The organism is Acetobacter oeni (assembly GCF_011516825.1).
Lineage (GTDB): Bacteria > Pseudomonadota > Alphaproteobacteria > Acetobacterales > Acetobacteraceae > Acetobacter > Acetobacter oeni.
This window is the reverse complement of record NZ_WOTA01000015.1, coordinates 39,400-65,132: the sequence shown is the minus strand read 5'-3', so window position 1 is coordinate 65,132 and position 25,733 is coordinate 39,400. Positions and strand designations below refer to the sequence as shown.

Annotated in this window: 23 protein-coding genes; 8 read left to right on the top strand and 15 right to left on the bottom strand. The window is 54.3% G+C overall.

Translation table 11 applies throughout. From position 1 onward, the window contains the following. Window positions 1–65: 65 nt before the first annotated feature. The 5 genes from GOB90_RS11110 to aroQ form a co-directional block, all read right to left on the bottom strand. Complete coding sequence (locus GOB90_RS11110; protein WP_146887354.1) at window positions 66–779, bottom strand: hypothetical protein; 714 nt, start codon at window positions 777–779, stop codon at window positions 66–68. A gap of 116 nt (window positions 780–895) precedes the next feature. After that, window positions 896–2,476 (bottom strand): bifunctional phosphoribosylaminoimidazolecarboxamide formyltransferase/IMP cyclohydrolase, encoded by a 1,581-nt coding sequence (gene purH / locus GOB90_RS11105; protein WP_146887356.1) that lies wholly within the window; start codon window positions 2,474–2,476, stop codon window positions 896–898. 302 nt (window positions 2,477–2,778) lie between these two features. Then, complete coding sequence (accC, locus tag GOB90_RS11100; protein WP_146887358.1) at window positions 2,779–4,122, bottom strand: acetyl-CoA carboxylase biotin carboxylase subunit; 1,344 nt, start codon at window positions 4,120–4,122, stop codon at window positions 2,779–2,781. Further along, window positions 4,122–4,577, bottom strand: a complete 456-nt coding sequence (locus GOB90_RS11095; protein ID WP_146887360.1) for an acetyl-CoA carboxylase biotin carboxyl carrier protein — start codon at window positions 4,575–4,577, stop codon at window positions 4,122–4,124. Before GOB90_RS11095 ends, accC begins: the two co-directional genes overlap by 1 nt. Continuing rightward, the gene (gene aroQ / locus GOB90_RS11090) at window positions 4,574–5,029 is read right to left on the bottom strand and encodes a type II 3-dehydroquinate dehydratase (RefSeq protein WP_146887362.1); all 456 of its coding nucleotides are present in this window, start codon (window positions 5,027–5,029) and stop codon (window positions 4,574–4,576) included. Before aroQ ends, GOB90_RS11095 begins: the two co-directional genes overlap by 4 nt. A 343-nt stretch (window positions 5,030–5,372) precedes the next feature. Here aroQ and GOB90_RS11085 point away from each other — a divergent pair, with 343 nt between their 5' ends. Beyond that, a complete protein-coding gene (locus GOB90_RS11085; protein WP_242011961.1) occupies window positions 5,373–5,873 on the top strand; it encodes a septal ring lytic transglycosylase RlpA family protein in 501 nt (166 codons plus the stop codon). Window positions 5,874–5,994: 121 nt separating this feature from the next. On the opposite strand, the gene GOB90_RS11080 is transcribed toward GOB90_RS11085, so the two are convergent. Both GOB90_RS11080 and GOB90_RS11075 read right to left on the bottom strand, forming a co-directional pair. After that, complete coding sequence (locus tag GOB90_RS11080) at window positions 5,995–6,981, bottom strand: YihY/virulence factor BrkB family protein (RefSeq protein WP_146887364.1); 987 nt, start codon at window positions 6,979–6,981, stop codon at window positions 5,995–5,997. Window positions 6,982–7,008: 27 nt separating this feature from the next. Then, window positions 7,009–7,248: a hypothetical protein gene (locus tag GOB90_RS11075; RefSeq protein ID WP_146887366.1), complete on the bottom strand. Its 240-nt coding sequence runs from the start codon at window positions 7,246–7,248 to the stop codon at window positions 7,009–7,011. Window positions 7,249–7,428: 180 nt separating this feature from the next. On the opposite strand from GOB90_RS11075, the gene GOB90_RS11070 reads away from it, so the two are divergent. Beyond that, complete coding sequence (locus GOB90_RS11070) at window positions 7,429–8,559, top strand: type III PLP-dependent enzyme (protein WP_146887368.1); 1,131 nt, start codon at window positions 7,429–7,431, stop codon at window positions 8,557–8,559. A gap of 43 nt (window positions 8,560–8,602) precedes the next feature. On the opposite strand, the gene GOB90_RS11065 is transcribed toward GOB90_RS11070, so the two are convergent. Further along, window positions 8,603–10,078 carry a carbohydrate porin gene (locus tag GOB90_RS11065; protein ID WP_146887474.1) on the bottom strand — a complete coding sequence of 492 codons (1,476 nt, stop codon included), beginning with the start codon at window positions 10,076–10,078 and terminating at the stop codon, window positions 8,603–8,605. A 207-nt stretch (window positions 10,079–10,285) separates the two neighbouring features. Here GOB90_RS11065 and moaB point away from each other — a divergent pair, with 207 nt between their 5' ends. Together moaB and GOB90_RS11050 are read left to right on the top strand one after the other, a co-directional pair. Further along, window positions 10,286–10,816 carry a molybdenum cofactor biosynthesis protein B gene (gene moaB / locus GOB90_RS11055; protein ID WP_146887370.1) on the top strand — a complete coding sequence of 177 codons (531 nt, stop codon included), beginning with the start codon at window positions 10,286–10,288 and terminating at the stop codon, window positions 10,814–10,816. Between the two features lie 11 nt (window positions 10,817–10,827). Beyond that, a complete protein-coding gene (locus GOB90_RS11050; protein ID WP_146887373.1) occupies window positions 10,828–11,406 on the top strand; it encodes a DJ-1/PfpI family protein in 579 nt (192 codons plus the stop codon). Between the two features lie 62 nt (window positions 11,407–11,468). Here GOB90_RS11050 and GOB90_RS11045 read toward each other — a convergent pair whose 3' ends face one another. The 7 genes from GOB90_RS11045 to GOB90_RS11015 form a co-directional block, all read right to left on the bottom strand. Then, a complete protein-coding gene (locus tag GOB90_RS11045; RefSeq protein WP_146887375.1) occupies window positions 11,469–12,167 on the bottom strand; it encodes an SIMPL domain-containing protein in 699 nt (232 codons plus the stop codon). Beyond that, entirely contained in the window at window positions 12,164–12,562 is a 399-nt protein-coding gene (locus tag GOB90_RS11040) for a hypothetical protein (protein ID WP_146887377.1), read from the bottom strand. Before GOB90_RS11040 ends, GOB90_RS11045 begins: the two co-directional genes overlap by 4 nt. Next, window positions 12,559–14,070, bottom strand: coding sequence for a sensor histidine kinase (locus GOB90_RS11035; RefSeq protein ID WP_261765946.1), 1,512 nt, complete (start codon window positions 14,068–14,070; stop codon window positions 12,559–12,561). Before GOB90_RS11035 ends, GOB90_RS11040 begins: the two co-directional genes overlap by 4 nt. A gap of 167 nt (window positions 14,071–14,237) precedes the next feature. After that, the gene (locus GOB90_RS11030) at window positions 14,238–14,918 is read right to left on the bottom strand and encodes a winged helix-turn-helix domain-containing protein (protein ID WP_146887381.1); all 681 of its coding nucleotides are present in this window, start codon (window positions 14,916–14,918) and stop codon (window positions 14,238–14,240) included. 124 nt (window positions 14,919–15,042) lie between these two features. After that, complete coding sequence (locus GOB90_RS11025) at window positions 15,043–15,774, bottom strand: arginyltransferase (protein ID WP_146887383.1); 732 nt, start codon at window positions 15,772–15,774, stop codon at window positions 15,043–15,045. A gap of 164 nt (window positions 15,775–15,938) precedes the next feature. Further along, window positions 15,939–16,934, bottom strand: coding sequence for a porphobilinogen synthase (hemB, locus tag GOB90_RS11020; protein WP_146887385.1), 996 nt, complete (start codon window positions 16,932–16,934; stop codon window positions 15,939–15,941). 249 nt (window positions 16,935–17,183) lie between these two features. Continuing rightward, complete coding sequence (locus GOB90_RS11015; protein ID WP_206752475.1) at window positions 17,184–19,352, bottom strand: hypothetical protein; 2,169 nt, start codon at window positions 19,350–19,352, stop codon at window positions 17,184–17,186. A gap of 254 nt (window positions 19,353–19,606) precedes the next feature. Here GOB90_RS11015 and pheS point away from each other — a divergent pair, with 254 nt between their 5' ends. The 4 genes from pheS (at window position 19,607) to GOB90_RS10995 (ending at window position 25,717) form a co-directional block, all read left to right on the top strand. Continuing rightward, window positions 19,607–20,674 carry a phenylalanine--tRNA ligase subunit alpha gene (pheS, locus tag GOB90_RS11010; protein ID WP_146887389.1) on the top strand — a complete coding sequence of 356 codons (1,068 nt, stop codon included), beginning with the start codon at window positions 19,607–19,609 and terminating at the stop codon, window positions 20,672–20,674. Between the two features lie 3 nt (window positions 20,675–20,677). After that, window positions 20,678–23,140: a phenylalanine--tRNA ligase subunit beta gene (pheT, locus tag GOB90_RS11005; protein ID WP_146887391.1), complete on the top strand. Its 2,463-nt coding sequence runs from the start codon at window positions 20,678–20,680 to the stop codon at window positions 23,138–23,140. A gap of 52 nt (window positions 23,141–23,192) precedes the next feature. Continuing rightward, entirely contained in the window at window positions 23,193–24,341 is a 1,149-nt protein-coding gene (locus GOB90_RS11000; RefSeq protein WP_146887393.1) for an ATP phosphoribosyltransferase regulatory subunit, read from the top strand. Window positions 24,342–24,427: 86 nt separating this feature from the next. Continuing rightward, entirely contained in the window at window positions 24,428–25,717 is a 1,290-nt protein-coding gene (locus GOB90_RS10995; protein WP_146887395.1) for an adenylosuccinate synthase, read from the top strand. Window positions 25,718–25,733 lie beyond the last annotated feature (16 nt).

Sequence of the window (25,733 nt, the reverse complement as noted above, 5' to 3'; positions counted from 1 at the left end):
GGGTTTGGGTCTCTTTTCTTAATCGGAATGTTTTCCATTTAAAGGCATTCAGACTGCATAATGCATTAATGCGTTTCGGCAGGAGAGATAATATCGTAACCAGGTGCTCCGGCTGGTGGTCCGGGAGGAGGAGCATCCTCGGCAGCAAGGGAAATAAGCTGCTGATTGTCTGGTCCGATTTCGTGAGCGTTGATCGCAACGCCGAGTTCACCTGACGTACCCGGGCCGGCAGCAAAAATCGTTGCGCCGGGGATTAGCCATGATGCAATTCGTGCGGCGGCCCCAGGGGGCACTTTAATGACAGTATGATCTTTAAGGACAACCCCACTCAGCACGCCTCTCACGTCATACAGACGCATCCACACTGTTCCGTGTGCGGCAATATCGGGCCCGGCAATCATTTCCGGTGAATGCTGTGGCATGACGATGCCGGCGTCTTCGGCGCGCTGCCCGCGCGGACCCGCTATCGTAAAAGCACGAATAAGCGGAAGTGTTGTACCTTTCAGGCCAGTTCCCGTTACACGCTCTCCAGGTTTTACAATTTTAGGCAGGGAAAGTCCCAGTTCAGGCGAAACCAGAACTTCGTGCCCGTCTTGCAGAATGAGACCTGTCACACCGCCGACAGGTAAAGGGATATATTGCGCTACCGTTCCGCTGAAACCCGGAAGCACGGAGAGATCATATACGGAAGTCGGGGTTGTTGCCGCGCAGGCAGGAAGGGACGTGAAAACACCAACTGTTCCAAAAACAGCCACTGCGACTCTAAAAAACTGACGCATAATAAATCCAGGCATTCATCGGTCTGATAAGTCTGTAATCAGACCGATCAGATCTCTACGACAAGTTATCTATAGCGACATGATGTGTATCGCGAGACAAGCGGGATGTAAGCGGGTCAGTGCCGGAAATGACGCATACCGGTAAAGACCATCGCTATTCCTGCGGCATCAGCTGCGGCAATGACTTCTTTGTCCCGGATTGAGCCGCCGGGTTGAATCACGGCAGTTGCTCCGGCAGCTACAATTGTCTCAAGGCCATCTGCAAACGGGAAGAAGGCGTCAGATGCGACGACGCTTCCTTTCGTCAAAGGTTCATTTTGTCCCAGAAGTTTTGCTGCTTCCAGACTTTTGCTGACTGCGATACGGGCTGAATCGACACGACTCATCTGACCTGCGCCGATTCCTACCGTGGCATGGTTTTTTGCATAGACAATGGCGTTTGATTTCACGTGTTTAGCAACTCGGAATGCAAAGATGAGCTCCTGCATTTCTTCGGATGTCGGAGCGCGTTGTGTTGCAACTCTGAGGTCATCTTCAGTGATGCGCCCATTGTCACGTGTCTGAGCAAGAAAACCTCCCGCAACAGACCGCACAATCACTCCCGCCTCTCCTGGATCGGGCAGCGCGCCGGTCAGGAGCAACCGAAGATTTTTCTTGCGCGCAAGAATCTCACGAGCAGCATGCGTTGCATCTGGAGCGACGATCACTTCCGTGAAGATGGAGGCGATCTTTATCGCTGTTTCTTCGTCCAGAGTGCCGTTCAGGGCAACGATGCCGCCAAAAGCCGAAACGGGATCGCAGCGCAAGGCCTGATCCCATGCACTCGAAAAGTCAGATGCAGTCGCTACGCCGCATGGATTGGCATGTTTGACGACAACCACAGCGGGCGTGCTGAATTCGGCAACGGCTTCGAATGCTGCATCAGTATCGTTAAGATTATTATAGGACAGGGCTTTCCCCTGAATCTGGCGCGCGGTCGCCACACCCGGACGTTTGCTGCCATTGTAGTAAAAAGCAGCTTTCTGGTGTGGATTCTCACCATACCTCAATATCTCATGTCGCTCTCCGGCAAGGGTAAAGCGATCGGGCAGGAGATCATCACGCCTCTGAGCGAACCAGTTCGCGATCGCGGCATCGTAAGATGCAGTACGGGCGTATGCTGCGCCAGCAAGCAGGCGTCGGGTTTCCAGCGTTGTCCCGCCGCTGTTCATTGCTTCGATAACCGGGGCATACTGAGCGGGATCCGTCAGCACAACTACGTGATTATGATTCTTCGCGGCGGCCCGAATCAGCGCGGGACCTCCGATATCGATATTTTCGATACAGTCGTCGTCTGCAGCACCAGATGCGACGGTTGCCTCGAAAGGATAAAGATTGACCGCCACGAGATCGATCGGTGCAATTCCATGAGCATTCATTTGCTCCACATGGGCAGGAAGATCGCGTCGCCCCAGAATGCCACCGTGAATTTGTGGAACCAGAGTTTTTACGCGGCCATCCAGGATTTCTGGAAACCCTGTATGCTCAGACACTTCGGTTACCGGTAACCCAGCATTTTTCAGAGCTTTTGCCGATCCGCCTGTCGAAAGGATTTCTGCGCCCTGAGCAACCAGTGCTCTGGCGAGTTCGAGTAATCCGGTTTTATCAGATACGGAAAGAAGTGCTCGCTTTACGGGCAGTGGGGCAGGGGCACTCATCTGGAAATCTTTCTGACAGCTTTGATACAATACACAGGAAGTCATCGTATTTATATACGATCATCCGTGCCGCGTTGCTTAACTGCGCCCTTACATATTGGCAAACTAAAGGATAGAATCATTAAGATAACGTGGACAGACGGCTATGGAGGGCAAATAGATTATATTATAATCCGGCAGGAACATGGGAATGCCATAGCTGGTCAGAAGATATTTTGCATTTTGCCGGCATCGCAACGCTTGCACGCGGAGCTGATCAATTGTCTGACTGAATGCAGAATGCAGTCCCTGCTATGCTAGTTTCAGTGTTTTCGATTCGTAAACTGTTCCAGCCAGTGAATTGTGTAATCGCCACGCCGGAACTCCGGATCAGCCAGAATGCGTCGATGAAGTGGAATAACAGTTTTGACGCCCTCCACGACGATCTCGTCCAGAGCTCGTTGCATACGCGCGATCGCGGCTTCGCGCGTCGGTGCATGAACAATAAGTTTAGCGATCATGCTGTCATAAAATGGAGGCACCCGATAACCCGCGTAGATCGCACTGTCCATGCGCACACCGGGGCCGCCTGGCGGATGAAATACTGTTATGGTTCCCGGGCTGGGGATAAAGCTGTCAGGATCTTCCGCATTGATACGGCACTCAATAGCGTGACCTGAGAATGTAATGTCAGATTGAGAATATCCCAGTTTTTCACCGGATGCGATTCTTATCTGTTCACGGACCAGGTCGATATCGCAGACCATTTCCGTCACCGGATGTTCAACCTGCAAACGGGTATTCATCTCAATGAAAGAGAACTGTCCATCCTGATACAGGAACTCCAGAGTTCCCGCATTACGGTAACCCATTTTTGACAGGGCAGCAGTGGCTGTGGCACCGATAGCATCCCGTTCCTCAGATGAAAGAACCGGCGATCCGGCTTCTTCAAGAAGCTTCTGATGGCGTCGCTGGAGTGAGCAGTCACGCTCTCCGAAATGCACTACATTCCCGTACATATCCCCCATAATCTGTAGTTCGATATGACGAGGGCGATCCAGGTATTTTTCAAGATAGACAGCATCATTGCCGAATGCCGCCAGAGCTTCTGTCCGGGCCACACTCCAGGCTTCCGCAAGCTCATCTTCACTGTGAGCAACCTTCATGCCTCGGCCACCACCGCCGGCGGCGGCCTTGATCAGTACCGGATATCCCACCTTGGCGGCGACCTCACGGGCCTCTTCCAGGCAGGCGAGTTCACCATCAGATCCTGGAACGAGGGGTACGCCGAGGGCCTGCATCGTAGTCTTGGCAGTAATTTTGTCGCCCATCGTGCGGATATGTTCGGCTGTCGGACCGATGAATGCCAGACCATGAGCTTCGACCGTTTCGGCGAAATCGGCGTTTTCGGACAGAAACCCATATCCGGGATGAATCGCTTCAGCGCCTGTGATTGTCGCAGCTGACAAAATGGCGGCGACGTTCAAGTAAGATTCTCTTGCTGATGGTGGCCCGATGCAGACAGCCTCATCGGCAAGTCGTACATGCATTGCGCTTTCATCTGCGGTGGAATGTACCGCAACCGTGCGGATCCCCATTTCGCGACACGCCCGCAGAATACGCAGGGCGATTTCGCCGCGATTGGCGATCAGGATTTTTGAAAACATTATTCAATAATGACGAGAGGCTGACTGAATTCAACGGGGTCTCCGGATTCGACGAAGATCTGTTTCACTGTGCCGCTTTTCGGTGCCTTGATCTGATTAAAGGTTTTCATGGCTTCAATCAGCATGAGCGTCTGGCCGGCCATTACAGCCTGACCGCTGGTGATGAACGGAGGAGAGGACGGGTCCGGGCTCAGATAGGCGATTCCGACCATCGGACTGTTCACAATCCCCGGGTGCCGGGAGATGTCTGCCGGGACAGTAGCGGCTGCGGCTACAGGCGCTTCCGACGTGGTCGCCACAGGTATTGTCTGGACAGGAACGGCAGCCGGTGCCGCAGCTCGTACGACACGGATGCGACTGTCCTTCTCGGCAATTTCAATCTCGGTCAGTCCGGTTTCCGTCAGAATGCCGGCTAATGCCCGTATGGCATCTGCGTCTACGAGCAGTCGGCTCATTGCGTGTCCTCGCTGAGAATGATGTCTGTCATAGCCTGAAGCGCGAGGGCATATCCCTGTACGCCCAGTCCACAGATAACGCCGAGAGCGCCTCTTGATACATAAGAATGGTGACGGAACGCTTCGCGGCGATGAATATTCGAAATATGGACTTCAATCACAGGCAGATCCACGGCAAGCAGTGCATCTAGCAAAGCTATGGATGTATGCGAATAGCCTGCCGGATTAATGATAATTCCCTGCGCCCGTCCGTGGCATTCCTGGACCCAGGAGATCAGTTCGCCTTCACCGTTGGTTTGCCGGAAGTCGATGGCGATATCCAGGCGTTCCGCAGCCTGTGCACAAAGTTGCTCGACGTCATCAAGGGTAGCGCGTCCGTACACCTGCGGCTGACGCAATCCAAGCATGTTCAGGTTGGGTCCGTTCAAAACGGAGATAAGCGGTCGGTCCATAGTAGGGCGCCGTTAGCACGACCGGCGTCCGGCTCCAATAGCGACTGAGTGCATTTGTCGGGACCGGCAGGATGCCCGGTTCATGGTGCAAAGCTCGATCCGGCCATTTTACATGGAGGGGTATTATGAATAAGGCAATTTTATGTGTAGAGTAACAACACAATTAAAATGTTGGATATATTTGTAAAATATTAACAGCTTTTTACACTTTGGTCGCTTTTCTTTGTTTTTCATGGAATCCGGGTTGAAACCAGTCTGTGATTTAGGTTTACTGTTTTTACTCCTGAAACTGCATCCGGACCGGAATGTGCCATCTCAACGTGAAAAGAAAGGGTTTGGCATTTTGTCGTGTCTGCTTATGGCCGGGCTGACATGGAGTAGCCACGCCAGTGCAGATGACGGTGCCGGATCGCAGTCATCCGTTACGCATGATGCGCCCCGGACTACCTCCTGGGCAGCCTCGGTGCGTAATGCTCTCGCACGCCGCGTCGCGGATTCCGGAACTCGTGTTCAGGCTGGTCTTGCCAGTTGGTATGGTGGGCGTTTTGTCCACAGAAGGACCAGTTCAGGTCATTCTTTCAGCCCGGTCGAAATGACAGCCGCGCATCCTTCTGCGCCTCTCGGTTCTAAATTGCTCGTGCATTCAGAGGAAACCGGTCGCTCCGTTGTTGTAACAGTTAATGATCGTGGCCCGTATAAAGCAGGACGCATCATTGATCTGTCGCACGCCGCAGCGTCTCGTCTGGGAATGCTGAACCAAGGTGTCGCGCATGTAACAGTGCGGACCGCCCTTCCTGACGAGGTGCTTGAGGTCGCTCAGGCCCCGGCCGACAGCGGAAAGTAATCTTCCAGCCTTAATATTCAGCGTCGGGACAGAATTTTAAATCTGTCCCGATGGACTAAATGACCGCTTTGCAAACTATTTTCGGACCATCCTGCTGCCCAAATGAAAATTGTTCAGGCCTCTAAATCTGCAGGATTTCCCGCTTCTCTCCGCGTGCAAGTGCTTCCATTTCAGCGTTGAATTCTGCTCCCAGAAGCACAACCCATGCGCTTACAAAAAACCACATCATGATTGCGACAAAAGCACCAAGCGGCCCATAGGTAGAGCCATAGCTGGCGATATTTGCGACATAATAAGAGAAGCCGGAGGCGACTATAATCCAGATAAACGTCGCAGCGATTGCTCCCGGCGCCACCCATCGCCATTTCGTATGATGCTGACTCGGGCCAAATCGAAAAAGAATCATATACGCGGCGATCATGAACGTAGTCATGGTCCCAAGGCCCGCCATACGAACCGCCAGTTCCATTGACCCGGGCGGGGGTTTGATCATCAGGAGAACAGGAAGGTATTGAATCAGGATGGGGAGCGCGACCATGGTCGCGACACCCAGAGAGGCTTCAATCGTGGCACCCAGGGTCAGCGAAAGAGCAAGGGCCTGGAATACGAAAAAATTACGCGTTTCTGTGGTTCCGTAAGCGATATTCAGCGCTGACAGGATGGATTTGATTCCTGCGGAGGCTGACCATAATGCGATTGATGTCGAGATAACGAGGTTGAGCGTAAGAGAGCTGTGAGGCTCCGATACCAGTTCCTGCACACGGTCCTGAATGATGGAAAATGCTGCCGGCGGTAAGAGGTTGCGCATCACGTCAAGCTGCGTGGCTACACTTTGCACATCGAAGGCGAGTCCATAGATCGAAATAAGAGTGCTGATAGCCGGAAACAGCGCCAGGGTAGCGTAAAACGCACAGCCTGCGGCCACGAGAGTTGTTGGTCCGGAGATCAGAGCCACGACAGTTGATTTGCAGATTTTTTTCCACTGGGTGGAGGTAAGGTGCAGTGGAGAGACAACCTTTGGATAAGCCGCTTCCTGCCGATCGGTCAGCCCGGTGCCGTGAGTATCGGCTGAATGCTCTGGCTGAACGGGAGACAGGGTGGAACTCATAAGAACAGTTAACCTCGAAAATTTGCTTCATTTGCCGGAGCAGATCTGGGTGAGATGGATGTAAATGTATTTAATTTCATCGGGCAGACTGTCGGAGTCTGCATTACGTGCAACCGGACTTTTGTGGTTGATCGGACTGAAAAGCTGATTTTCTGAATCGCTTGCCGCATCTGTTATATCTGATTCTAAAAGGAAACAGCCTCGCTGTTCCAGTTTTTTAAGAAGGCAATCAAATTTTCTGTTGCATGTGTTGCCGTTTAGTTCCATACGCCCGTTCCTACGCAGCAACGCACGTGCCCCTGGCCCACTGTGGTTACGCAACGACGTCAAGCGTTCTGGCAATCGGAATCCCTTGGGGATTCAGTTTTGGTCGCTGGTCCGTTAGACCGTTTCGCAACACTGCTCGCTATGGCTGTATGCTGGCGAGTCCGGAAGGGATGAAGTGCGATGACACCCAAAATCTCGCAATTTCTGGCAGAAAAAAAACCGCAGACTCCTTGTCTGGTTATGGATGTCGATGAGGTGGAGCGCCGTTATCGTGACATGCAGGCTGCTATACCCCCGGCCCGCATTTATTATGCTGTAAAAGCTAATCCGGCCCGCCCGCTTCTCGACAGGCTTGTTTTTCTTGGCGCAAGCTTTGATGCCGCTTCATGGGATGAAATAGATTTTTGTCTTTCTGCCGGCGCGCGGCCGGAAAATATTTCATTCGGCAATACGGTAAAAAAAGTTTCTGCAATAAAAGCGGCATATGAGGCTGGGATCAGGCTTTTTGTTTTCGATTGTATCGAAGAATTGGAGAAAATTGCCCGGTTTGCGCCTGGATCACGGGTTTATTGTCGTTTGCTGGTGAATAACCAGGGGGCCGAATGGCCTTTGTCACGAAAGTTCGGCACGACGCCCGAAAGTGCGAGAAAGTTGCTGCTTCGGGCTCGTGACCTTGGTCTTGATCCGTATGGTGTATCTTTTCATGTCGGCAGTCAGCAGATTTCTACAGATGCATATGAAGTGGCAATCTCACGTGCTGGCGCATTGTTTGCCGACCTGGCTGCGGACGGTGTGCGCCTGCGGATGCTGAATCTTGGGGGAGGATTTCCAATCCACTACCGCGAGGACATACCCGGCATCAGGCAATTCGGGCAGACCATTTCGCGTGCCCTGACTGCTTACTTCGGGAACACACTACCTGAAATTCTGGTCGAACCTGGACGTTTTATCGCTGGTTCAGCCGGAGTGGTGTCGTCTGAAGTTATTCTTGTCAGCCATCGCGGTTACGATGAAGGGCCGCGATGGGTTTATCTTGATATAGGTCGGTTTGGTGGTCTTGCTGAAACCGAGGGAGAGTCCATCCGATACGAGTTGCGCACTGCCCGGGACGGAGCGGAGACAGGACCTGTGGCGATTGCTGGTCCTACTTGTGACGGCGCTGATATTCTTTATGAAAAATCAGGGTATGTATTGCCTGTTACGCTGGAAGCCGGTGATCGGATAGAGATTCTTGGTACCGGCGCTTATGTTTCCACTTATTGCTCGACAAGATTCAACGGATTTTTGCCTCTTACGGAATACTATATCTGATCAGCAGACCCTGTCGACGCACAGGCGACAGGGCAGAAAGCATTTACAGAACGACGTTGAACTGAAGTGCCATGACTGCTGCATCATGGAATGTCGTCGTTCCGCCAGGTCGGTTGATGTATTGAAAGTCTGGCTGAAGTGTCAGTCCAGGCGCCACATGAGCATTATAAAATAATTCATAAATATTCTCATGAGTCTGAAGCCCCCAGCTGGGACCCCACTGGTTGGACTGGTAGGGCAGGCCCAGGGCCAGCGAACTCTCCTGCTGAAGCAACAGGGTGCGACTCATGCCAAGCCACTGGTACATGACACCTACACTGTCCATCGGGCGTCCCCAGGGGGCGCCCGTTTCCACCATACCGGCCCAGATATGGTGGGCCATGGCGGTCGTCTTGCCATCAGTCCACATATATCCGGCGAGCGCGAGCAGACCGTTCGTCGGCCCGTCACCATTGCGAACCAGCATCTGATCAAGCTGCACCCATGCGCTGGCCCGACCTGCATGCATTCTCTTCGCCAGACCGGTTGCCTGCCAGGAATTTCCATTGATGTCTGAATAAAGGTCCGGATAGCGGGAATTATCATAGCTGAATCCCGCTTTATAATGACCATCAAGCTTGTTTCGCCCGAAATGAGGCATCCACGCGATTTCTACCGGCGAAGAGAATTTTCCGAGGCCATCCTGAGCCCAGGCCCAGCCAGAAATGCCGCCATTGTAAGAGTGTGGGGAAACGGCAAACAGCCCGGCCATTATGTAGGTGTCGGAAGTCGGATTAACTCTCACGACGAAACCAAGATTTCCCGAAGGCCAGTCGCGGTTGCCTTCTGTATATTTGTTGGGTGCGGGATTTCCGCACATGGCAACATTCATGAACATACAGTAGAGTGGTGAAGCTGCAAAAAAACTTCCAACCGGAATCCAGCCGGCACTCACATCAATACGATTGTGAAGAAAAGTCTTTTCACCCCACATATACACGAGATGCGCGACCACATTGCCGCGTCCGCCATAGATCTGCTGAACGCCGCCGATTGAATCGCCAATATACTGAGTACTGAGGTTTCGACCGTGACCGTTCACGATCATTGTATGGGTCCAGAACCCATCCATGAACTTTGCTTTCGTCAGCCGGCCCCAGTCGATATCTGTTTCAACACCGACCTGTCCGGCGTCAGTAACGCCCTGACGCCAGCCACCGCGAAAATTCCCAGCCAGTTCTTCGTGAATATCCACGAGAATATGGATTCCGTGATTCTGCAACCAAGGTTGGGCTCCCCACCAGTCGCCCAGAAAATGGGTCGCTCCGTAGGGCGCTGAAAACTGCTGTGGGTATTCGTTGTTTTTGCCAAGCTCATTATTGACCGCAAGAGATGGCTCAAGACCGACGGCGCTGTTGCCCCCGGTCAGGATCTGCGCGTGGGCAGACAGGGATAATATGCCTGAAAGAAGAACAGAGCCTGCAGTAAGCTTCAGTGAACGGAATATTATCCTGGACGAACGGGTGAAGTGACCGGTCATAGAGGGAATCAACGGGAGAACAGACATAAAGTTTCAGCTCTGCTGCATGTTATTTTTGCGCGGTTAGTGCGATGATCTCTTGCGGATCGTTGAGCTTGTAACATGCTGCGAAGACTTTTTGCGATGAGATCAGGCAAAAAACATCATTGCGTGACATTTTTGCATGAAAGTTGACGCGGGTCGCTGCTATGGCGATACCTTGCATTTATGACACGTCTCGATCACTCAAAACCGTTTTTGTCCGTCCGCATTGCGATTATGACGGTCTCGGATACGCGCACTCTCGAAACCGATACATCCGGTAAAGTGCTTGCCGGGCGGGTTGAAGCGGCCGGACATGTTATCGCTGATCGGTGTATCGAAAAAGATGATGTTGGAAAGCTGGTCAGACAGCTTGAAAAATGGATAGCCGATCCGGAAATTGACGTCATCATCACAAATGGTGGAACTGGCGTGACAGGTCGCGACGTTACTCCTGAAGCATTTGATCACGTTCTGGAAAAGCACATTGAGGGATTTGGTGAATTGTTCCGGATGTTGTCTTACAAAAAAATTGGCACATCGACGATTCAGTCCCGTGCGCTGGCAGGTGTTGCGCATGGTACATATCTGTTCGCTCTTCCGGGTTCGAGCGGTGCCGTGAAAGATGGCTGGGACGATATTCTGGTATTCCAGCTCGATAGCCGTCACACGCCATGTAATTTCGTTGAGCTGATGCCTCGCCTCCAGGAACGATAGGGATCGCCAGAATGGCAAATGAAATCAGACTGCTTATGCTGGCCGGTGATTATGTGGAGGATTACGAAATAATGGTGCCTTTTCAGGCACTTCAAATGGTCGGATATAGCGTCGATGTCGTTTCTCCGGGTAAAAAAAGGGGCGAGACGGTTATCACCGCTATTCATGATTTCGAAGGTGCTCAGACTTACAGTGAAAAGCCGGGGCATAACTTTGCTCTGACCGCCGACTTTGATGCGATTAATACTGATGATTATATTGGTCTGATTGTTCCCGGCGGCCGTATGCCGGAATATCTGCGGCTGGATGCAAAAGTTATTTCAATGGTTAAGGCGTTTTCTGATCGTCCGATTGCCTGCATCTGTCACGGGATTCAGATTCTGACGGTGGCCGGCCTGGTAAAAGGGCGGCGGGTTTCTGCATATCCTGCGTGCCGGCCCGAGGTCGAAATAGCCGGAGGAGTTTATGCGGATATTCCGGTTACGGAAGCCATAACAGACGATCAGCTTGTTACCGCGCCAGCGTGGCCGGCACATCCTGCATGGCTGGCACAATTTCTTAAAGTGCTCGGTGCGAATGTGTCCATCTGATTATTGTTTCGGTAATTGTATCTGCTGCGGGTGATGAAAAGGTTATCTGGGAAGCGACAGGTTTACCTGAGCATCAGAACAGCCCTTACAGTCGCTGTTATTTTCTGTATTTCAGGCGTCGAAACCGGAGTTGCTGCTGAGCGGGCCATAAACATGACGGGATGGGAAGGTATAATCTCGTCAACTGTGACGTCGGCAACCGTTCCGACTTTCAGCGAAAGTTCGCCTGCGATATCATTGGCGTGGAGTAGCATATCTTTTATGGCCAGTTTTTCGGCTTCGCGCGTGAGAGTCTTTCGATGATCATCGGATAACGACCAGTTCATACCTTCAAGAAGCAGACCAGCTGACTGAAGGTGGCCGATAAGAGGCAGCAATGTTTCTGCATTTTTTGATTTTATAAAGATTGTCTGGCGTGCCTCCCAGTTTTTCCGGGTGTTGTCATTAGTCGATCCGTTCTGAAACACAGAATAGGCACTCGCGGAAGCGGTTACATCACTTGTATTCCGCACCAGAGCCATAACTTTGTGAGACATTTCATTTGTTTCAGCCTGAACACTGCTTGCGCTGCCGCCGTTTGCATGTGCGGTCAGTGTTGCTGTGACGACATCCGGAGGGGCTTCCAGAGATGCGAAACCTGTGACGTGCAGCCTTGTTCCGGCGGCTTCTGGAGCGCCGGAGATATCGTTGGCGGTGGCATTTTTGCTGAAATACAGGCAGGCAGCAGTCGCAATAACAGCAGCAAGTTTGAAAAATTTCATTGATGATCCTTGCCCTTAAGGGCGATAATCGCCTCTCTGAGACGTGCCAGGCCCAACCTTACGTGACCTTCGTCGCACAGGCGCTGACCTTCATGCCGCAGTGTACGAACTGAGTTGATGGCTTCATTTCCACGTTCATCAATGACGTGGATCAGTCGTGAGCAGAAGTCACGACTGTCAGACGTCACCACAATTCCGTGCTCCTGATCCACTCCGTCACTATCCTGATGCTCTCTAGCCATCCGGACTGTGGCTGCATCCTGGTTCGGGGAAGACACGTTCTGACTGGTTGTGAAAACAGCAGGTGACGCCCGCTCTGTACTCTGATCATCTGCAGCACCACACAATTCGAGAACCATAGCAGGCATAACGATCAGGAGAATCGCATGTTTCATATGTGGTTCTCTATCATCATCGGCATATCCGGAGGATGAGAAGACTGTGAATCCTGCGTCATGTCCGGAACGGGGGGCATTCTGGATGTGCCGCACAGGGGAAGCTGCATTTCCACTGCCAGTCCGGGAGAGCGGCGTACAAACTGAAGAGTGCCGCCATGCAGCTGTGCTATAGCCTGGACAAGGGAGAGGCCAAGGCCTGAGCCAGGTGTATTTCGGGCTGAGTCAGCACGAAAAAAGCGTTCGGAAGCGCGTTCGAGGTCGGCTTCGCTCATACCGACACCTTCATCCGTGACGGCAACGGTCACCGTCTGTCCGTCTGCTTTTCCATCATAGGACAACTCGGGGCCGATTGCCGCGGAAACGGTTATCGTTCCTCCATGTGGTGAAAATTTTATTGCATTATCGAGAAGATTAGAAGCAGCCTGCTGAATCATGGAGCGATCGCCGTAAAAAGGTAAGTGGCCCGGCATTCGCGGAATAATGCGGATCGACTGCTCATCTGCGACGGGCTCATAGAGTTCGACGATGTCCTGCAGGACTGGAATGAGGTCGAATGACGCGAAAGCGGACCGCCTCGATCCCGCCTCGATCTGTGCGATCCGCAGAAGAGCTTCGAATACTGCTGTAATATTGTCGAGATCACTGACACCGTTTTCGATTGCTGACCGCAAGCCAGCTTCATCATGGGCATGTAAGGCCGCGTATTCGAGTTGAGCGCGCGCACGGGTAATGGGAGTGCGGAGATCGTGGGCAATCGCATTGGAGACCTGCTTCACGCCGTCCATCAGACGCGCGATGCGGTCCAGCATCTCATTGATTGCTTCCGCGACTTCATCAAGTTCATCACCTCGTCCGGAAAGAGCCATGCGTCGGCTCATATCTCCGTGTGCGATAGCTGAAGTCGTCCGGGCGATCGAAGAGATCATCCGGCGGAACATATTTCGTACGAGGAGCGCTCCGACAAATGTCAGAATCGTGATGACAACCCATGCCCAAAGCAGAGTGTCTGTCAGTAATCTGCGCAGATTAGTACGCCCGCGTACGTCGCGGCCAACCAGCAACCGGTAACCGCTGGGCAGATCGAAGGCCTGCACTTCGGCGACGCCGCGTGAACCGGCTCTACGGATCGTGAGCTGGTACCAGACCCCGCTCATAGCGACGTCGGCCGGCCATACTGAAAGATTTCCTGCTACGCGTTGATTCTTCGGATCAACAAGAAGGTAGAGAGCATCGTCATCGACATTGTCTTCCAGACGGTCCTCAATTGTCAGCGCCAGGGCGGAAAGTCCGCCGTCCGTCCATCGTTCGGACAGGGCACGGGCATCGGCCGACACCGAGGCTTCGACCTGACGCTCCAGTAATCCGGCTGTTCCCCACCAGATGACGGAAAGAAACAGGACCGCTGAAACCCAGAACAAAACAGCGTAACCGAGTGCAAAGCGGACGCCGGCAGACCGCAGTCCGCCGATGTGATGACGAAGAGCCGCATAGGAAAAACGCCGGATTTTTTTGGTGTCGCTGCGTCCGGTCTGCCGGTCCTGTGAGGGGCGGGATGGAATCACCCCCCATTGCCATTGCCGGAGCTCCCGGCGCGCTTTTTTCGAACAGTCTGTATTTCTTCGTGCTGTGGGTCCGGACTGACAGGCCGTATTGCGGGGCTTCCTCTCACGATTTAATCCGCCCGCAACATATAACCGGAATTGCGGACCGTCTGAATCAGCGGCTGAGAAAACGGTTTGTCAACTTTCTGACGCAGGCGGGAGACATGCACATCGATAACATTGGTTTGCGGGTCGAAGTGATAGTCCCACACGCCCTCCAGAAGCATTGTACGGGTTACGACCTGTCCGGCATGGCGCATGAGAAATTCCAGAAGACGAAACTCTCTCGGTTGCAGATCGATTTTTTGTCCGTCCCGACGGACGCTGCGCGACAGAAGGTCCATTTCCAGACCGCCCACTTCCAGTTTGGTCTGAGGAGCAGCTTCGTTGCGACCTCGGCGTCCAAGTGCTTCGACCCGGGCAAGGAGCTCCGAGAAGGCAAAGGGCTTGGTGAGGTAATCGTCACTGCCGGATTTGAGGCCCGCCACCCGGTCATCGACGTCAGCCAGTGCCGACAGGATCAGAACCGGCGTTGCGTTTGACTGGGCGCGAAGTGTTTCGAGAATACGAAGTCCGTCAATACCACCGGGCAGCATGCGATCGAGAATAATGACATCGAATTTTTCACTGACTGCGAGGAAGAGCCCGTCTTTGCCATTGTCTGCCTGTTCCACCAGGTGGCCTGTCTCTGTCAGGCCTTTTGCGACGAAGCTCCGGACGGTCGGGTCATCTTCAACGAGAAGTATACGCATGATGTGCCCTCCGAAACTGCACGACCCGTGTATCGGGCTTGCCAAGTTTAGAGACCAGAGGGCCGCCTGTCACGCAAACCCGAACGGCTATCGCAGCGGGCCGGTTTTCGTGAATGATGCATGCCTATGGTTCTGCGGTATCAAGAACACGCCACATTCCGCGCGATAGAATTTCTGCCGGTCGGAAATTGGATTTGTAAGACATTTTGTTGCTCCGGGCGATCCAGTAGCCGAGATAGACGTAAGGCAATTGCTGCATTCGGGCGCGTTCGATCAGCCACATGATTGCAAAGCTGCCAGGTGATCGCGTTGCGGCAGCCGGATCATAGAAACTGTAGACAGCTGAAAACCCGTCTCCCAGCCTGTCTACCAGACTCACTCCGGTGAGGTGATCATCGGGTGTCCGGAATTCGACAACAAATGTATCGATGGGAGTATCCTCGACCATCGACCGGTAATCGCTGAAGCTCATTCCGGCCATGTCGCCGTCGGCATGACGCGCGGCCTGATACTTTCTGAACAGAACATACTGGTCCGTAGTTGCCCTGGCCGGCATCTCGCAACCTTTGATGTCTGAATTCAGCTTCATTATTCTGCGTTGTGTGCGGCCAGGCTGAAACCGGCTCACGGGAATGCGGATCGGGACGCACGCATTGCAGCCATTGCATACCGGCGCATAAGCGATTGTATGGCTTCGGCGGAAACCAGAACGTGAGAGTCGTTCGTGCAGGGCCTCTGCGTCGACACCAGCGAGATCGGTGACGACTTTTCGCTCAAGCCTGTCCGGAAGGTACGGGCAGGGGAGGGGAGCGGTTGTATAGAAGAACTGAGGATGACGCGATGAACAGGTCACGATCTCACGCCTCCGTATCTGTTTTCCCCGTCCCGGGCGGGCGATGGGGAGATGCCCTCACCCGCTCACAGCACAGCTTTGACTGATAATGTGGAGGAAGAGCAGTGCCGTTTCAATCGGGATGCAGGCATGCCGATACGCAAAGTCCGGATTAACGGCTCCGCGCTTTATGCGCGACGAAGATGCTCGGCCGCTTCAACTGCAAAATAAGTCAGGATTCCGTTTGCGCCAGCTCTTTTGAAAGCCAGAAGGCTCTCCATCACAGCCCTTTCATGGTCGAGCCATCCATTCCGGATTGCGGCCATCAGCATCGCGTACTCGCCTGATACCTGGTAGGCGAAGGTCGGAACGGCAAACCGGTCCCGGACCTGCCGGATGATATCAAGATACGGCATGCCCGGCTTGATCATGACCATGTCAGCGCCTTCAAGCAAATCGCTCTCGACCTCTCTCAGCGCTTCTTCTGAATTGGCAGGATCCATCTGATAGGTTTTTTTGTCGCCTTTCAGAAGGCCACCTGAACCCAGCGCATCTCTGAAGGGGCCATAAAAAGCACTGGCATATTTGGCTGCGTAGGACATGATGCGGGTGTTAACAAACCCGCTTTCATCAAGATCGCGTCGGATCGCTTCGACCCGCCCGTCCATCATGTCGGAAGGAGCAATGATGTCGATTCCGGCAGCGGCCTGACACGTAGCCTGACGCTTCAGAATGTCCACGGATTCATCGTTGACGACATAGTTGTCGCGGATAATTCCGTCGTGGCCGTGGCTCGTATAAGGATCGAGCGCAACATCGCCAATAAGCCCGATATCGGGAAATTCTTTTTTGAGGAGACGCGCGGCCCGACACATGAGGTTGTCTGGATTTACGGCATCCGTGCCTTTTTCGTCGCGCAGGTCAGGTGGCGTAATCGGGAAAAGTGCCAGAGCCGGAATGTCGAGTTTTGCCGCCCGTTCGACATGAGCGGCAAGACGGTCAAGGGTCACTCTCTGCACGCCGGGCATCGAAGAGACGTCGGTAACGGAACCTGTTCCTTCCATCACGAAGATGGGCCAGATCAGGTCGTCAACGGAGAGAGAGGACTCTGCGACCAGCCTGCGCGTAAACCGGTCGTGACGGTTGCGACGCAGGCGGGTGAGCGGAAAGCTACCGACAGTCATGAGCGGCTCCTGGAGCACGGGATCAGGTCGTTCATGCCCGATCCCGGTCAGCATATGATCAGTTTCGGAGTGTGGCTCCTGCTGCGGATGAGCCGGCCTGCTCCGGTTCAGGGATGATCCCGCTGAACTGACGGAAATATGATCTCTTTTTGCCGGTCTGCAAACCGGTTGTCGTGCAACCCTGTTCACGAACGCTGTTCCGCTCTCGTGTTCAGGTCATCGATACTCATTACGTAAAATACAGGACTGTCAGTGTTCTGCTGTAACCCCGAGAGCATCGGTCCATGCTGATCCGTTCCACCAGACGGGAATTCCCTTGTGGCTGGATGAGCCGGCGGATGAGTAGCAATCGGTGCAATAAAGCTGGTCTCCGGTTGAAGAGCCGCTGGCAGGCAGTCCCGAGTAGCTATCTGACGTTGCGTTCACGGCACCGTTTACGTGCAGGCTGGCATCAACCTCGATTTCTGTGCTTTCACCCGGCATGGCCACAATGTGCATGTTGCCATCTGAGCCGCCCCAGAGATAACCGCGCACAACGTCGTTCGCGTCATTAAAATACAGCGCTTTACCGCTGAGGATATTTGTATCGCGGTAAAGTTTTGGATTGCCCGCAATATCAACGGCGAGGCCACACCCAGTCTGGCCACACAGGGCGATTCCGTTCGGATAGGCCGCAGGATTGAACTCAATATGTTCCTGAACTGTGCCGTCCATCGTCAGAGCCGTGATGTCCTCGTGGCCATCCACCTGTACGCCCAGGCTGGTCGTGAAGTCGGCGAAATCGGTCGTGTTGCTCGTGTCGTCGGAGTTGCGCGTGTTCCATATGGTCATCCGCATGTCATGAGACGCGCTGCGGTCATCTGCTGTCGTGCCTGGTGTGTTCGACTGGTCAAACTCCGCCACGATTTTCTGAGAACCCGCCGCGTAGGCAGGACCACCATAACTGCCTGACGAAAATGCGCGGGAGCCGATGTTCATCGAGTACCACTCTCCGTCGAGTTCCAGCATATTGGCATTGCCGCCGGCGAGAAGCATGTCGTAACTTTCGAGTGTGGGATTGCTTCTTCCACTATAAGCAACGGTTATGCCGTGCATGTAGGCCGTATTGTTTGTCTGATCGTCATCCCACAGATCATATTCGATGCCTTCGCAACTCCGGCTCTGGTTGTTGGCGTTGGCTGTGGGATCGTTAACGTCACCAGGCGTCACGTTGGGTGTTGGCCCCGGCAGGTCGCAGATAACATTGTTCCCGAATTCTTTCGTGTAAACGCCGAACATAATCGCCGGATCTGTAAAATTCGACCAGACTGTATCGATGCCCGGCGTTGAGTCATCCGCTGTTGTTGTGCCGGGAATCTGATTGGTCGTGGCGGCAGACTGCAGAAAGAGACGCCAGCCATCGGTGTAAATTTCGGTAATCAGACCGTCCGAGTTGGTGTCGTAGCCAGTCAGGACACCGGCATAAGTCCGGATCGACCCTGAACTGAGTCCCAGTTCGTTGGTCATCATTCGCGTATGATTGTGGGATATGATCCAGTTCGTCCAGGCCAGCGGCAAAGGATTTGAAAAGGTCGCCCCCCAGGTGGTGAATGTTGGAATGTGAGCGAGGCCATCCGGTGCGGTGACAGCCGTTCCCGTCGTGACAAAAATCGGTGAACTCGGGCCGGCATATGTATAGCGTGCCACAGCATCGAAATTGTCATAAGTCGCGATACCATTTGCGTCGCCTACGCCCACCCCGGCGATTGAGCCGCGCATGTTCTCGGACTGCATATAGACGCCTTCCACAATACCCATATTGCCTTCGCCGTAAGGAATATTATGTACGAAAAGAGGGACGTTATCGAACTGCTGTGAGCCGCCGAGACGCAGATGCGTCGGGGGCATATAATCATCAGGTTCGCTGTTATCCATCAGCCACCGGTCATTGAAAGCGATTGGCGGACTGGCGAGTTGAGTTTTTGTCCCCTGGTCTGTTGTGAATGTCTGTGCGGCATTCCATCCGATGGTCGCGTAATCACTGACAGTCGCCACAGTAGTGGCGACCGGATCCGTAAGATTTCCGGAATCATCAAGTTCGGCCGGACCGTCCGGCAGGCCAAGCTCCGATGTCTGGAGTGCGGTTAAGGCCATGGAGTAAATCTGACTTAAGGTCGAAGACTCGGAGGTCAGAGTGTTCGTATTCTGCTGTATGGCGCTGGCCATATCGGTAAGCGATTCACCTGTCCCCGAAACGACAACCGAGCCTGCGATTTCAGGCACTGTAAATATGGAAGTCGTGCCGGCTGCCGGTGAAAATGAAACAAGGCACGCGATCGCAAGGCTTGCCGCGATATATCGTCCGGATGTCTTCAGATTACGATATTTAAGTTTTCGGGAAACGGTTGTGCCGGAGGTCTGTATAAAATTCCGTGTCATCATATCCTGCTGGATCAGGGAAATAAAATTGGGGAAATATTGTTCAATATCTGTCGCAGAAGCTGCGGAGAGTGTTGCGGATATTACCCCGTCCCTACTTCCTGGCCGGGTGCGGTTCCCACCGGGCCGACACGGGCGGGATATGAAGCAATCGCCGGGTGAGGGGTTTTCTCATGCTTCTGAAGCGGCTATCCGCGCATGAAAGAACGGGCGCCCGTCTTTGCGGGCGGCAGGCAATATGCGGACGAGGTCACATGAGCGATGATGTCAATATTCTTCGGGAAGAGTGTCTCAGCGCGCTGGCTGACGCATCTGAGCATCGTGCCTGGGACGCAATCCGTGTCAGCGTTCTCGGAAAGACCGGTCGTCTTACGGAGTTGCTAAAGCAGCTTGGTCGTATGGATGCCGAAGAGCGTAAAACGCGCGGTGCGCAGCTTAACCGTCTGCGTGACGAACTGACCCGGGCTATTGAGGCACGCGGGCTTGAGATCAGGGCGGCGGCTCTTGATGCCCGTCTTGTCTCTGAACGGGTGGATGTCTCTGTTCCTGTCACTGACAGAGCGCGTGGTGGCATTCACCCGGTCACGCAGGCTGTCGAGGAAATTACCGCCATCTTCGGTGCCATGGGGTTTTCAATTGCCGAAGGGCCGGACATCGAAACAGACTGGCATAATTTTTCGGCGCTCAATACACCAGAATATCATTCAGCGCGCACGGATCACGATACGTTTTATCTTCCTGCCGGGGAGGACGGACGCAGCCGGGTGCTCAGGACCCAGACTTCAGGCGTTCAGATCCGGACGATGCTTGAAAATAAGCCTCCGATCCGGATTATTGCACCTGGACGGACATATCGCGCGGATCATGACGCCACTCATTCGCCGATGTTTCATCAGTGCGAAGGTCTGGTCATTGATCAGGGAATCACGCTTGGGCACCTCAAGGGCTGCCTGATTGAATTTCTGCGCGTCTTTTTCAGTAAGCCAGATCTGCCCGTTCGCTTTCGCGCATCATATTTTCCATTCACGGAACCCTCCATGGAAGTCGACATCGGGTGGTCGCGTAAAACCGGAGAGATTGGTGGCGGAGATGACTGGCTGGAGGTGCTCGGGTCGGGCATGGTTCATCCGCGTGTTCTGGCGAACTGTGGTCTTAATCCCGAAGAATGGCAGGGATTTGCATTCGGTATGGGTGTCGAGCGACTGTCGATGCTGAAGAATGGCATTCCCGACCTCCGTTCGTTTTATGAAAGCGATGTGCGCTGGCTGCGGCATTATGGGACTGACCCGCTTGCACCTGCTTTGCTGCACGAGGGATTCTGATCCATGAAATTTTCGCTCTCCTGGCTGCACGACCATCTCGAAACCAGTGCTACTGTCGAGGAAATCTGTAACGCACTAAACCGGATCGGCCTCGAAGTTGAGCATGTTGAGCAACAGGGGGCTCAGCTCGAACCGTTTTGCACGGCTCGTATCCTTGAGGCCGTTCAGCATCCGAACGCGGACAGGCTGCGGGTGTGCAAGGTGGATGCCGGGCCGGAACATGGCGAAGTCCAGGTCGTGTGCGGCGCACCAAATGCCCGTCCGGGTATTGCTGTCATTTTTGCGCCGCCGGACACTTTTATTCCGGGTTCCGGCATCACCATCAAGCCCGGCAAAATTCGTGGCGAGGCCAGTGGAGGGATGCTCTGCTCGCTGCGTGAGCTTGGTCTGGGAGAGGAAACAGACGGGATCGCCGAGTTGCCGGAAGATACGCTCCCTGGGCAGTCCTACGCTGATTTTGCCGGGCTGGATGATACTGTCATTGAAATCGGAGTGACGCCCAATCGTGGCGATGCGCTCGCCGTCTATGGCATTGCGCGCGATCTTGCCGCAGCCGGTCTGGGTGAACTCAGGCCTTTTCTGGCAGATACAGTGGAAGGAACATTCCCGTCCGCTGTCAGCTGGAACATTACCTGTCCCGAAGCGTGTCCGTGGGTGCTGGGCCGGACCATTCGTAGCGTGCGGAACGGGCCGAGCCCGAAATGGCTGCGTGATAAGCTGGAATCTGTAGGGCTGCGTTCCATCTCTACGCTTGTCGATATTACTAATCTGTTCACTATCGATCTCGGACGACCGTTGCACGTTTTCGACACGAACCGGATCAAAGGTGACGTCCTTACGATCTGTCGCGGTGCCGGAGAGTCGATTCGTGCGCTGGACGGTAAGGATTATATTGTTACTTCCGAAGATTGTGTGATCGCGGATGGAGCCGGCGTGCAGTCCATTGCCGGAATTATGGGCGGCGCTGCGACCGAGGTAAGGGACGAGACGACCGACGTGTTTATTGAGTGCGCGTTGTTCGATCCTGTGCATATCGCTCTGACAGGCCGTCGGCTGGGCATTAGTTCTGATGCCCGTTATCGCTTCGAACGTGGCGTCGATCAGGCAATGCCCGTTGCGGCTCTGGAGGCTGCAACACGTTTGATTATGGATCTTTGCGGCGGAGAAGCCAGTGAGGTGGTCTCTGCCGGCGCTCAGCCGCACTGGCAGAGAGACGCACGGTTACGGTTTGAAAGAATTGTTTCCCTGGGCGGCCTCGCTGTCGAGCCCGATGAAGCTGTGAAAATTCTCGGTCATCTGGGTTTCGAAGTCAGGTCCAGTAACGAAGACGCGGTAACCGTGTCAGTTCCGTCATGGCGCAACGATGTGGCACAGCCTGTTGTGCTTGATCCGGCACCGACGCTTACTCCGGATCAGTGCATGGAACTTGAGAATGCCGTGGCGCGAATCGAGCCGGAATGTGATCTGATCGAAGAAGTGCTCCGTATCACCGGTCTGGATAAGGTACCGCCGCAGGCATTGCCTCCGGTTTCGGTTGTGCCAGGTGCTTCCGTGTCTCCGGCACGCGCACGTATTGCCCGGCTGCGTCGTGTGCTTGCGACTCGCGGCCTGATGGAAACGATCGGGTTTTCTTTTGTCGCTCATGACGAAGCCGCGAAATTCGGAGATGCTCCTGAATCTCTCCGGCTGCTGAACCCTATCGCGGCTGACCTTGATCAGATGCGTCCGACTCCGCTGCCCGGGCTTCTGATGGCAGCCCGGCGTAATGATGCACGGGGCTGGCCGGATCTCGGTTTGTTTGAAATTGGCGCCGGGTTTACTGAAAACGGACAGGCGACTATCGCGGCCGGTTTGCGGTCCGGGCATACACCGCGTCAGCCGGGAGGCGGTGGTGAACCGATGACATTCATGGCGGCGAAGGCTGATGTGGTGGATATATTGCAGTCTCTCGGGGTTTCTGCTGATGCGCTGACGGTTACGTCGGATGCGCCAGGTTACTATCATCCTGGTCGTTCGGGTGTATTTCGCCTCGGGCCGAAAACCGTTCTGGCTACTTTTGGTGAACTGCATCCGTCCCTGGTGCAGAATGCCGGGTTTGATGCTCCCGTTGTGGCCTTTGAAGTGTTTCCGGATCGGATTGGTGACCCGAAGCGGCGTCGTAAAGCCGCGCCAAATCTTTCCGTTCTTCAGCCGCTGCGACGTGATTTCGCATTTCTCGTCGCCAATGACGTTCCGGTCGAAACAATCCTCCGGGCCGCACGCGGGGCCGAGCGCAAGCTGGTAACAGGTGTCTCCCTGTTTGATATTTATGAAGGCAGCAAACTGCCTGAGGGGCAGAAATCTGTTGGAATTGAAGTTACGCTTCAGCCGCAGGATACCAGTCTGACGGATGCTGAAATCGAAAAGATTTCAGATAAAATTGTTGCTGCCGTAATGAAGGCAACGAACGGAACCCTGAGGTCATGAAATCCGGTCAGACAGCGGGCATGGCAGGTGGTCCGAATGATGTGAGCGCGTTATGACAGGCGATCAGCTTTCTTCTCCGGCGCTTCTGCCTTCCGGCTTTGTGGATCTTCTGCCACTTGACGCTCAGGCCGAAGCCAATGGAACAGAGGCCATGCTGGCAGTCTTCGCCAGCCATGGTTATGAGCGTGTAGCGCCCCCGTTGCTTGAATTTGAAGATACGTTGCTGGGCGGTGCCGGAGCCGTGCTTGCCGATCAGGCGTTTCGTCTGATGGATCCGGATACGCGCAGAATGATGGCACTGCGTCCGGATATCACGCCACAAATTGCCCGTATTGCTGCAACAAGACTCCATGCGGCAGCGCGACCGCTGCGCCTGTCCTATGCGGGTCAGTCCGTTATCGCAGGCAATGGTGGTGCCGGGCAGAATGAACGGCAGATCGGTCAGGCCGGTATCGAGCTTATAGGTCCCGACGGTGTTGAAGCGGATGCGGAAGTTGTCAGTGTTGCGGCCGAAGCACTGGGCCGTCTTGGCGTCACGGCCGTTTCTTTCGATGTGACGATGCCGCCTCTGGCTCCCTCTCTGATTAAACACGCTGGTCTGTCCGATAAAACCCGGACAGCTCTGATGCATGCTCTTGATCGGAAAGATGCGGCAGCGGTTGCGGAACATGGAGGGACCATCGCAGAGATTCTGATCGCACTTCTCAACGCGGCCGGCTCTGCGGATGAAGCTCTTGAAGCGCTGAAATGTGCTGATCTTCCCGTAGAGACGCTCCGGTTCAGCGAGCGACTGATGGCATCGGCTCAGGCGATTCGTGGCAGGCTCCCGAATTTGCAACTTACGGTTGACCCTGTTGAATTTCGCGGATGGAAATATCACACGGGCGTTTGCGTAACTGCATATTCTCTTGAAAGTGGTGAAGAACTGGGGCGTGGTGGCCGTTATCTCTGTAATAATAACGAGCCCGCATGCGGATTTACCTTCCGGCCTGACGCCGTGTTTCGTGCAGCGCCCCGTGGTACTCATGCGAGAAGAGTTTATGTTCCGTTCGGGACAGCTCCGGGCATAGCTGAAGCGTTGCGGGAAGACGGATATGTAACAGTCGCCGCGCTTGAACTTCAGTCACTGCCAGAGGTCGAGGCCCGCCGTCTGTCCTGTCCCTCCATCGTGCGGGACGGTAAGCTTCAGTCACTCGACTGATAATGGTTACCATCATTATCTGATTATTCGTCATCATGTCCCGAGGTCGGGCATTGTTTTAAACTCGTCGCCGGAGAACCCGCGTCATGTCTAATGTCACTGTTATCGGTGCCCAGTGGGGCGATGAGGGCAAAGGTAAAATCGTCGACTGGCTTGCCAGCCGGGCAGACGTGGTGGTCCGGTTCCAGGGCGGACATAATGCGGGTCACACTCTGGTTGTCGGTAATCAGGTCTACAAACTTTCCCTGCTCCCTTCAGGGCTTGTCCGTGGCAAGCTGGGCGTGATCGGGAACGGTGTGGTTGTCGATCCGGAAGCGCTTCTGGCGGAAATCGGCCGTGTGACTGAAAAAGGACTTTCAGTCACACCTGACACGTTGAAAATTGCGGAAAATGTTCCGTTGATTCTGCCGCTGCACGGTGCGCTGGACCGGGCCCGTGAAGCCGCGCGCGGGGATCGTAAAATCGGCACAACGGGGCGCGGTATCGGGCCTGCTTATGAAGATAAGGTTGCCCGTCGCGCAATCCGTCTCTGTGACCTGGCTGAGCCGGAGACCCTCGACTGGAAACTCGACGAACTCCTTCTGCATCACAACACGCTTCTCGCTGGCCTGGGAGCGCCAACGTTTGCAAAAGCAGATCTTCTTCGCTTTCTGGAAGAGATTTCCCCAAAGGTGCTCCCCTATATGGCACCTGTGGCGGATTTGCTGGAAGAGCAGCGGAAGGCCGGAAAACGTATCCTTTTTGAAGGAGCGCAGGCTGTCATGCTGGACGTCGACCATGGAACTTATCCGTTTGTGACAAGCTCAAATACTGTCGCTTCCAACGCAGGCACCGGGTCGGGGATGGCGCCTTCGGCTGCAGGTTTTGTGCTTGGCATTGCCAAGGCTTACACGACGCGTGTTGGCGAAGGGCCTTTCCCAAGCGAACTGCACGATGATACGGGCCGTAAACTGGGTGAGCGAGGGCATGAATTTGGCACGGTAACCGGGCGTCCGCGTCGCTGCGGCTGGTTTGATGCGGTCCTGGTACGTCATGCCGCGCGGGTAGGGGGTATCGGCGGTCTGGCGCTGACCAAGCTGGATGTTCTGGACGGGCTGGATGAAATTCAGGTTTGCGTAGGGTATGAACTTGATGGCCAGATAATTCATCGTTTTCCCGCGGGTCCGGCAGCGCAGGCACGCATCAAACCGATTTTTGAAAAACTTGAGGGATGGCAGAGTTCGACGCAGGGCGCGAGAAGCTGGGCGGATCTGCCGGCTCAGGCGGTTAAGTATATCCGACGGATCGAAGAACTGGTTGAAACGCCGGTTACACTGCTTTCAACGAGTCCGGAGCGTGATGATACAATTCTGGTGCGTGATCCGTTCGACGCCTGAAGCCGGGCAGTTACCG

Excerpts from the sequence above, each read along its gene's own strand:
- GOB90_RS11040 (WP_146887377.1), bottom strand. The coding sequence starts at position 12,562 with ATGAAACATGCGATTCTCCTGATCGTTATGCCTGCTATGGTTCTCGAA.
- pheT (WP_146887391.1), top strand. The coding sequence starts at position 20,678 with ATGAAATTTTCGCTCTCCTGGCTGCACGACCATCTCGAAACCAGTGCT.
- moaB (WP_146887370.1), top strand. The coding sequence starts at position 10,286 with ATGACACGTCTCGATCACTCAAAACCGTTTTTGTCCGTCCGCATTGCG.
- GOB90_RS11095 (WP_146887360.1), bottom strand. The coding sequence starts at position 4,577 with ATGAGCCGACTGCTCGTAGACGCAGATGCCATACGGGCATTAGCCGGC.
- hemB (WP_146887385.1), bottom strand. The coding sequence starts at position 16,934 with ATGACTGTCGGTAGCTTTCCGCTCACCCGCCTGCGTCGCAACCGTCAC.
- GOB90_RS11050 (WP_146887373.1), top strand. The coding sequence starts at position 10,828 with ATGGCAAATGAAATCAGACTGCTTATGCTGGCCGGTGATTATGTGGAG.
- GOB90_RS11065 (WP_146887474.1), bottom strand. The coding sequence starts at position 10,078 with ATGACCGGTCACTTCACCCGTTCGTCCAGGATAATATTCCGTTCACTG.
- GOB90_RS10995 (WP_146887395.1), top strand. The coding sequence starts at position 24,428 with ATGTCTAATGTCACTGTTATCGGTGCCCAGTGGGGCGATGAGGGCAAA.
- GOB90_RS11080 (WP_146887364.1), bottom strand. The coding sequence starts at position 6,981 with ATGAGTTCCACCCTGTCTCCCGTTCAGCCAGAGCATTCAGCCGATACT.
- accC (WP_146887358.1), bottom strand. The coding sequence starts at position 4,122 with ATGTTTTCAAAAATCCTGATCGCCAATCGCGGCGAAATCGCCCTGCGT.
- GOB90_RS11000 (WP_146887393.1), top strand. The coding sequence starts at position 23,193 with ATGACAGGCGATCAGCTTTCTTCTCCGGCGCTTCTGCCTTCCGGCTTT.
- GOB90_RS11070 (WP_146887368.1), top strand. The coding sequence starts at position 7,429 with ATGACACCCAAAATCTCGCAATTTCTGGCAGAAAAAAAACCGCAGACT.
- GOB90_RS11110 (WP_146887354.1), bottom strand. The coding sequence starts at position 779 with ATGCGTCAGTTTTTTAGAGTCGCAGTGGCTGTTTTTGGAACAGTTGGT.
- pheS (WP_146887389.1), top strand. The coding sequence starts at position 19,607 with ATGAGCGATGATGTCAATATTCTTCGGGAAGAGTGTCTCAGCGCGCTG.
- purH (WP_146887356.1), bottom strand. The coding sequence starts at position 2,476 with ATGAGTGCCCCTGCCCCACTGCCCGTAAAGCGAGCACTTCTTTCCGTA.
- GOB90_RS11030 (WP_146887381.1), bottom strand. The coding sequence starts at position 14,918 with ATGCGTATACTTCTCGTTGAAGATGACCCGACCGTCCGGAGCTTCGTC.
- GOB90_RS11045 (WP_146887375.1), bottom strand. The coding sequence starts at position 12,167 with ATGAAATTTTTCAAACTTGCTGCTGTTATTGCGACTGCTGCCTGCCTG.
- GOB90_RS11075 (WP_146887366.1), bottom strand. The coding sequence starts at position 7,248 with ATGGAACTAAACGGCAACACATGCAACAGAAAATTTGATTGCCTTCTT.
- aroQ (WP_146887362.1), bottom strand. The coding sequence starts at position 5,029 with ATGGACCGACCGCTTATCTCCGTTTTGAACGGACCCAACCTGAACATG.
- GOB90_RS11015 (WP_206752475.1), bottom strand. The coding sequence starts at position 19,352 with ATGACACGGAATTTTATACAGACCTCCGGCACAACCGTTTCCCGAAAA.